The sequence below is a fragment of the Amazonocrinis nigriterrae CENA67 genome (assembly GCF_016056305.1).
Lineage (GTDB): Bacteria > Cyanobacteriota > Cyanobacteriia > Cyanobacteriales > Nostocaceae > Amazonocrinis > Amazonocrinis nigriterrae.
The window spans coordinates 59913-67954 of sequence record NZ_JAECZC010000066.1; the positions used below are offsets into that span (position 1 = coordinate 59913).

The 8042-nt window shown below is 40.5% G+C and carries 7 protein-coding genes; 2 read left to right on the forward strand and 5 right to left on the reverse strand.

Annotated elements, in window-relative coordinates; all coding sequences use genetic code 11:
• The first annotated feature begins 332 nt into the window (after positions 1 to 332).
• Both uvrC and I8748_RS26450 read left to right on the forward strand, forming a co-directional pair.
• Positions 333 to 2219 (forward strand): excinuclease ABC subunit UvrC, encoded by a 1887-nt coding sequence (uvrC, locus tag I8748_RS26445; RefSeq protein ID WP_198127499.1) that lies wholly within the window; start codon positions 333 to 335, stop codon positions 2217 to 2219.
• Positions 2220 to 2839: 620 nt separating this feature from the next.
• On the forward strand, positions 2840 to 3019 hold the full coding sequence (locus tag I8748_RS26450) for a replication restart DNA helicase PriA (RefSeq protein ID WP_198127500.1): 180 nt from the start codon (positions 2840 to 2842) through the stop codon (positions 3017 to 3019).
• A gap of 50 nt (positions 3020 to 3069) precedes the next feature.
• Here I8748_RS26450 and rlmN read toward each other — a convergent pair whose 3' ends face one another.
• The 5 genes from rlmN to cobM all read right to left on the reverse strand — a co-directional run bounded on the left by rlmN (position 3070) and on the right by cobM (position 7761).
• Positions 3070 to 4134 (reverse strand): 23S rRNA (adenine(2503)-C(2))-methyltransferase RlmN, encoded by a 1065-nt coding sequence (rlmN, locus tag I8748_RS26455; RefSeq protein ID WP_198127501.1) that lies wholly within the window; start codon positions 4132 to 4134, stop codon positions 3070 to 3072.
• A 184-nt stretch (positions 4135 to 4318) separates the two neighbouring features.
• Positions 4319 to 5731 carry a sensor histidine kinase gene (locus I8748_RS26460; protein WP_198127502.1) on the reverse strand — a complete coding sequence of 471 codons (1413 nt, stop codon included), beginning with the start codon at positions 5729 to 5731 and terminating at the stop codon, positions 4319 to 4321.
• Positions 5732 to 5738: 7 nt separating this feature from the next.
• Positions 5739 to 6290, reverse strand: a complete 552-nt coding sequence (locus I8748_RS26465) for a heme NO-binding domain-containing protein (RefSeq protein ID WP_198127503.1) — start codon at positions 6288 to 6290, stop codon at positions 5739 to 5741.
• A 114-nt stretch (positions 6291 to 6404) separates the two neighbouring features.
• On the reverse strand, positions 6405 to 6758 hold the full coding sequence (locus tag I8748_RS26470) for a phenylpyruvate tautomerase MIF-related protein (RefSeq protein ID WP_198127504.1): 354 nt from the start codon (positions 6756 to 6758) through the stop codon (positions 6405 to 6407).
• A 205-nt stretch (positions 6759 to 6963) separates the two neighbouring features.
• Positions 6964 to 7761, reverse strand: a complete 798-nt coding sequence (cobM, locus tag I8748_RS26475; protein WP_198127505.1) for a precorrin-4 C(11)-methyltransferase — start codon at positions 7759 to 7761, stop codon at positions 6964 to 6966.
• Positions 7762 to 8042: the final 281 nt, after the last annotated feature.

Genomic DNA, 8042 nt, shown 5'->3' on the forward strand with positions numbered 1-8042 from the left:
GATATACAGAGTCAGGTGTAACAAGGCATAGTCAGAGAATCTATGAGTTAGTATACACAAATTTCAATAAAAACAATAAACAATAAAGTTTATAAGTTCAAAATATATATAAAACTCAAATTGGTTTTCAAAAGCCAGAAAAAACTTATAAATAATACTAAAATATGTAAGTAAGTTAATGAGACATCACAGTTCAATAGCTGTAATTTTCTAATTTAAGGACTTAAAAACTTGATATTAACTTGATAAAAAACTCGTAAGATCAACACAAAAAAGTCATTTTTTCTTAAAATAGGAAATAGGTAAATTTATCAAATTACCTAAATTGGATTGTGACTATATCTGCTCAAATACCACTACTAAAAGATCCAGAACGTCTGGAAAGCCGTCTAGCTGAAATTCCGCCGGAACCGGGAGTTTATTTCATGCGGGACGGAAATGATCGCATTATATACATAGGTAAATCGCGCAAATTGCGATCGCGTGTCCGTTCTTACTTCCGGGAAGGGTACGCTAAGAGCGAACGCATTGCTACAATGGCTAAACAGGTGAGCGAAATCGAATTTATCGTCACCGATACCGAAGCCGAAGCCTTGGCGTTGGAAGCCAACTTAATCAAGCAGCATCAGCCGTACTTTAATGTACTGCTCAAGGATGATAAAAAATATCCTTATGTCTGCATTACTTGGTCAGAAGACTATCCGCGAATTTTCATCACTCGCAAACGCCAATTTGGCAAAGAAAAGGATAAGTTTTACGGCCCTTATACTGATGCTGGTTTGTTGCGAGAAATCTTACGAATTAGTAAGCGGATTTTTGCACTCAGACAACGACCTCAACCACTGTTTAAAGACCGTCCTTGCTTGAATTATGATATGGGGCGCTGTCCAGGTGTGTGTCAACAGCTGATTTCACCAGAAGAATATCGCAAAACTGTGCAAAAAGTGGCGATGGTATTCCAAGGCCGGACTCAGGAACTAATTGACATCTTGAGAGAACAAATGCAAAAATCAGCCGAAGCGTTGAACTTTGAGTCAGCAGCGCGGATTCGCGATCAAATCGCTGGGTTAAAATCGCTGACAGCGGATCAAAAAGTCTCTCTTCCAGATGATACAGTTTCACGCGATGCCATCGCCCTAGCCGCCGATGCACAACACGCCTGCATTCAATTATTTCAGATTCGCGCTGGGCAATTGGTAGGACGTTTAGCATTTGTTGCTGATGCACAGGCTGAACCTGGAGCGATTTTACAACGAGTCTTAGAAGAACATTATCAGACTGCTGATGCAGTGGAAATTCCTATCGAGATTTTGGTACAGCATGAATTACCAGAAACAGAGATATTGGCGGATGTCTTGACGCAGCGCAAGGGAAGAAAAGTGACGATTTTGGCTCCCCAGCGCCAAACCAAGGCAGAATTAATTGAGATGGTAGAACGCAACGCTCAATATGAATTGCAAAGAATGCAGAAATTGAGCGATCGCAACCAAGAAGCAATGCAAGATTTAGCTGCTATTCTCGATTTACCCGACTTACCCCGTCGCATCGAAGGTTATGATATTTCACATATTCAAGGTGCCAATGCTGTAGCTTCCCAAGTTGTGTTTATCGATGGAATCAGCGCCAAACAGCATTATCGCCACTACAAAATCAAAAATCCCACAGTTACAGCCGGACATTCAGATGATTTTGCTAGCTTAGCTGAAGTCATCCAGCGACGGTTTCGTAAGTATATCGAAGATCCACAATTACCAAGAGCGGGTAATCCTGACTGGCCTGATTTAATTATGATTGATGGCGGTAAAGGTCAGTTATCATCGGTTGTTGCCGTTTTGCAAGAACATAATTTATTAGAAGACTTGCGAGTTGTAAGTTTGGCAAAGCAGCGAGAAGAGATTTTTTTACCAGGAGAATCTCAACCCTTGGAAACCGATGCAGAACAACCAGGTGTGCAATTGTTGCGGCGCTTGCGGGATGAAGCACATCGATTTGCAGTCACTTTCCACCGTCAGCAACGCAGTGATAAATTGAAGCGATCGCGCTTAGATGAAATTCCTGGCTTAGGACACCATCGGCAAAAGCAACTTTTAGGGCATTTTCGCTCAGTAGATTATATTCGTCAAGCTACACCTGCACAACTAGCTGAAGTTTCAGGAATTGGCCCGCGTTTAGCTCAAGAAATCTACGATTATTTTCACCCCTCTTCAGGTGAAAACTAATATCTAGGACTAGCCCTTTCAAAGTGTAATGTATTTTTCTTGGTGTCTTAGTGCCTTTGTGGTTCAAAAGTCTATTTTTCAACCACAAAGACGAGGCAGCGCGTTCGGTCGCCAGACTTGAAGCGACTGCCGTCACTAAGACACAAAGGTAAAAAGCCCAAAATCAAATTGCTGAAATCAGTGTACAGTTGTGTCTCAGTACAAACACAATTCATAACTGCTGTGTCATTAGTAAACATTAACCAAATCTTAAGACTGACATTCTGTTACCAAAGATACAGTATTTTATTGATTTTGATTTTTGAATACAAGAACAGCTTTTTTTGTGTTTGTCTAATAAGGCGACAAATAAGGCTCTCTCAAGGCATTAATCATAGGGATCACTCAATCTCTAAACCATATTCCATCAGGAAATTACTTTATGTACCTAAAGTAGGATGATGAAATCACCTAGATTTCTACATAATACATAGAAAGAACGACAAAAGTTTCAAACATAAAATCTTGTTTAAAATCATCAGTTCACATCTGGTTGTTTGTTAACTTGGGTCAAACTAAAACATTTCCTTGCTTAATTGACAGTTTTTTCACACGATTCTAATTCCGACCAGGGGTAAAAAATGCATACAGTACAAAAAATTCACTGCCCAAACTGCGGCCGTGAAGCGGAACGTCATTATATTACTGAAAGTCAAATAACTCGGACACAATGTCCAGCTTGTGACTACTTAATGATTAGCTGTACCCGCACTGGTAAAGTCATTGAAGCTTATGCCCCAGGTATTCTTGCCAAAAGATAATTTAATTAGGAGTTAGGAGTTTATAATTCCTAACTCCTAACTCTTAACTCCTAACTTTTTTTACTTGCACGTAGTTGTCCACAAGCTGCATCAGCTTCTAAACCACGGGAATAGCGGACGCTAACAGCAATTTGTTGTTGTTTGAGGACTTTGACAAAAGCTTGAATGCGATCGCTAGTCGGGCGTTTGTAGTCAACTTCTGCAATGGGGTTATAGGGAATCAAATTCACATGACTTTGGAATCCTCGCAGACATTTTGCCAATTCCCATGCGTGTTCTGGCAAATCGTTCACCCCAGCGAGGAGGATATATTCAAAAGTGACTCGGCGTCCTGTAATTTCTACGTATTCCCGACATTCAGCTAGTAAATCTTCTAGAGGGTAGGGGCGGGCGCTGGGTATCAGTTGTTCTCGCAGGGTTTGGTTGGGTGCGTGAAGACTAACAGCAAGCGTGATTTGCAAATGGTGTTCGGCTAACTGACGGATGCGATCACGAATACCCACTGTAGAAACAGTAAGCGATCGCTGTCCAATGCCAACATCTTGATTGAGGCATTTCAAAGCTGCTAAAACATTTTCCGTATTCAACAATGGTTCACCCATGCCCATGAATACCACATGGCTAACCCGCTGCTGAAAATCTTCTTGTACAGTTAACACCTGATCGACAATTTCATGCCTGCCTAAATTGCGCTTGTAGCCGCCTTTACCAGTAGCGCAGAAATCACACGCCATTGGGCAACCTACTTGAGTAGAAACACATACTGTTAAACGCTTGTCCGTGGGAATGCCTACAGTTTCAATAATTTGACCATCAGCGAGTTGCAGCAGGTACTTAATGGTGCCATCGGGTGCAACAGCGCGGTGGTGTATAGTTGAACGTCCAATAGGGATTTCTGCTAGTTCTGCACGCCATTGTTTAGAGAATACAGAAATATCACCAAGCGATCGCACTCCCTTTTGATAAATCCACTCATGCAGTTGCTTACCTCTGTAAGTAGGTTGTCCCTGCTGCTGCACCCAAGCAGTTAACTCAGTAACTGAAGCACCTAGCAAAGGGGGAATTATTTCTGATGTTCTTGAGTCAACCAAAGAAGCGAGAGGCGTAGCAGGCATAAAAAAACAAGAGGTAAAGGGGACTGGTGATTAGGGACTGGGGTGATGGGTGATGGGTAATGGGTAATGGGTAATGGGCCAGATGTGATGACTAATAGTAAAATCCAATTACCAATTCCCCATTCCCTATTCCCTACACCAAAGGGGCTTGTTGATACTGGATCTCTATCCTACAACTTTCAGATTAATTCGGTTGCTGCACAGGAATTTCAATCACAAATTCAGCCCCTTCTCCAGGTGCTGAAATACACTCTAGCGTACCGCGATGTTTATCCACCACAATTTGATAGCTGATGGATAATCCTAAACCAGTACCTTGTCCCACAGGTTTAGTAGTAAAGAAAGGGTCAAATAATTTAGTCTTAACTTTCTCTGGAATTCCTGGGCCATTATCTTTAATGCTGATTATCAAGCGCTCTTGATTTTTCACTTGAGTACGAATGATAATGTGACTGGGGTTTTGTAGAATCTCGTCTTGGCAGCTATGATGAGAATACTCATGTAAAGCATCAATTGCATTACTTAAGATATTCATAAATACCTGATTCATTTGCCCAGCATAGCATTCCACAAGAGGCAAATCTCCATATTCTCTAATAACTTCAATGGGCGGTTGGTCTGATTTGGCTTTCAGACGATGCTGCAAAATCAGTAAGGTGCTATCAATACCTTCGTGGATATCCACAAATCTCATTTCTACTTGATCGAGTCGTGAGAAGTTACGTAGAGTTTTGACAATCTCACATATCCGACTCGCGCCAAGTTCCATTGAAGATAAAATTTTTGGTAAATCTTCTATGATAAACTCTAAGTCAAAATTATTAACTAATGCTTCAATTTCCAGATGATTGTGAGGATAAAGTTGCTGGTATAGTTTGACAAGACTCAATAAATCTTGAGTATATTCTTTAACATACTTGAGGTTCCCATAAATGAAATTTACAGGATTATTAATTTCATGTCCAACACCAGCCACTAACTGTCCCAGTGAAGACATTTTTTCAGTTTGAATCAATTGAGATTGGGTTTGCTGCAACTCATGAAGAGTTTGTTCTAAATCTTGGGCTTGTTTTGCAGCAGTTTTAGCCAAATATTCTTGAACTTTTAGTGCTTTTTCTAGCTGTAATTGTCGCTGTTTGAGTTCATCTGTTAATTTTTTAACATCTTCTAAAGCGTTATTTTTAGCTTTGAGTAAAAATATCAAGTCAACAGTTTGGTCATGAATTGCAAAGTCTTTTAGCCTAAGATTGTAGGCAGATATAGCAGCTAAATCACTTACCCAAACAGAGCAAAGAAAAAGCATAACATCCTGCTCTTGGATATACATCATTTGCCCTTTGAGAAGGATGCCATTATAAAGAGATTCAATTAAAAATAAAGAGTTAAGACGCTTGGCGATCGCACTAAAATCAATCCGAATATTCGGACGCTTAATTTGAAAATGTTCCTCAATTAAATTACCATGTAAAGGTTCTGGGTGAATACGTTGTAAAACTTCCCCAACTTGTAGAATCTTCCTCTCACGATTGAACACAATATGAAATGGAAAGGCTTGGTTAAATAATTGTGGTGGAATATTGAATTGGGGGGAGTTCATGAAATAGTTAGTGATGTTTGTACTCTATCAAGAAAGCATCATGGTCAGCACCCTCTTCTCGATCTTGAATTTGGGTAATGTTAACTTTTGTATTAAATCTAGCTCCTAAACCTCTGAGTAAGCCAACAACCATTGGAGCTAGTCCTTTTCGCTCAGAATGGTAGTTCAATTGCAAAGCATTTTCTTGCGCTTCAGTGCATTCAAACGAAGGGGGATTATATTGTGGAAAATGTACACTCAAACGAGTATGAAGGTCATCCAAATTTTCCAGGAATTCAGCAAAGTTATCCCCACTCATATCCATCATTGCACCGTAGCCAGCCTTGCCAGTGTACTGTATCCAATACTCTCCAAAGGCTTGCATAACTTCCGTAGGAGTTAAATCAATAACTTCACTTGTCGCCTTCACCAATTTGTGAGTCAAGTCATCAGGATAGGTTTCCATCCTCAAAAAAGTCTCTAATTCTAGTTCTGCCTTTTTTTTAATTATCTGCCAAGTTTCCTCCCCAAAGCGATCGCATACCATATCTTGAAGCGCTTTATTTATGAGACCGTACATCTAGTTTTTCCTTTTACTTGTACTCGTGTATCATTGATTTCATCATATCTAGTCAAGTTACCAAATAAACATTCAAAATCCTCCTGTTAAAATACTTACATGTTTGTGTAACTCTTAACCAAAAGTCGTGCCGTTCCAGCCCCACATTGCACCCTTGGCATCCGCAAACTCTATATAAATGCGATTTGTAGGCACACCCAAAGTTTGGTTAATCTGTTGGCAAAAATCCTGACTCATAGCCTCAGTTTGGTCTGGCTTCATAGTGCCAACACTCTTAATTTCAACGTAGCAAACAGGGTCTGTAGTACCAGCAAATGTCATGTCAATTCCCTGTTCAAAAGCTGTCATCACATAGGATTCTGGTTTGCCCAAATGTTTTGCTAACTTGCCTGATAAACTCAAAAGCATTGCCTCAACTTCAGCTTTTTGCACAGCAGATACAGAAGTTTGCACTTTAATTAAAGGCATAGTACTGAATTAGAATTTTCAATTTGATTAACATTGTTAAGTTTATCCAACCACAAGGGATATGAGGATATGTAGAAATGCGGAGATGGGGAAATGGGGGAGATGAGGGGATGGGTGATGGGTAATGGGTAATGGGTGAGATGTGGTGAATAATAGTAAAATCCAATTACCAATTACCAATTCCCAATTCCCCATTCCCAATGCCCTATGCCCAATTCCCACTGACTGAAGAACGAAATAAATGATTATGTTCAGGATGATATAAACGCGATCGCCCTGTTGTCGGTAAAAGTGCTCGACTAATTACATAAAGTGTGGTACGAATCAGTTTTTCTTCATGAGTACAGTCTGCCATTTGATTCAGGGGAACCACCCTAATTTTTTCATCAGGCCATCCCAAGCGAAAGCAAATCGCTACTGGGGTTTCGGCTGGGTAGTGTTCGAGTAGTTTGGCTTGGGCATTTTCCACATGACGCGCACTGAGATAAAGACAGAGGCTAGCCTGATGTGCCGCAAGATCAGCTAATTCTTCTTTAGTGGGAACTTCTGTACGTCCACTGATACGTGTTAAAATGATAGTTTGGACTAAACCTGGTACAGTCAGTTCTATTTTGAGTTTGGCAGCGGCTGCTTGAAAAGCGCTAATACCGGGTATGACTTCAAAGGGAATGTTAGCCTCACTGAGCAGTTGTATTTGCTCACCAATTGCACTGTAGAGACTGGGGTCACCGGAATGGAGACGAACAACAGATTTGTGCTGCGATCGCACTCGTTCTATCATCAGCTCTAGAATCTCTTCTAAAGTCTTATTGGCAGTCTGAATAATTTCTGCATCTTCTCGGCAAATTTGCAAAAGCTGTTCGGGTACTAAAGAATCAGCAAATAAAACTACATCTGCAACAGCCAGCAACTTCTGCGCCTTCACCGTTAATAAATCTGGATCTCCCGGCCCTGCACCCACAATATACACTGCTGATTGTATGTAACCTAAATTATTTTGCATACTATATTTTTTGTTGCATTTACGTAATTCCAACAGACAGAAAATTCTCAAAAAATTTTTTTCGTATTTTCTCAGTATCTTTCCGGATTTAGGATCTTCGCTCTAGTAGAAAGAAATGGTAGATGCACCCTGGTTAAGCCCTAGAGAAAACTCTGGGGCATTTTTTATTTTTGGGAATTGGGAATTGGGAATTGGGAATTGGGAATGGGGCATTGGCCATTACTTATTCTTTGTGTCCCCCTATCCCCCTCATCCCCCTCATCCCCTCATCTCCCTATCCC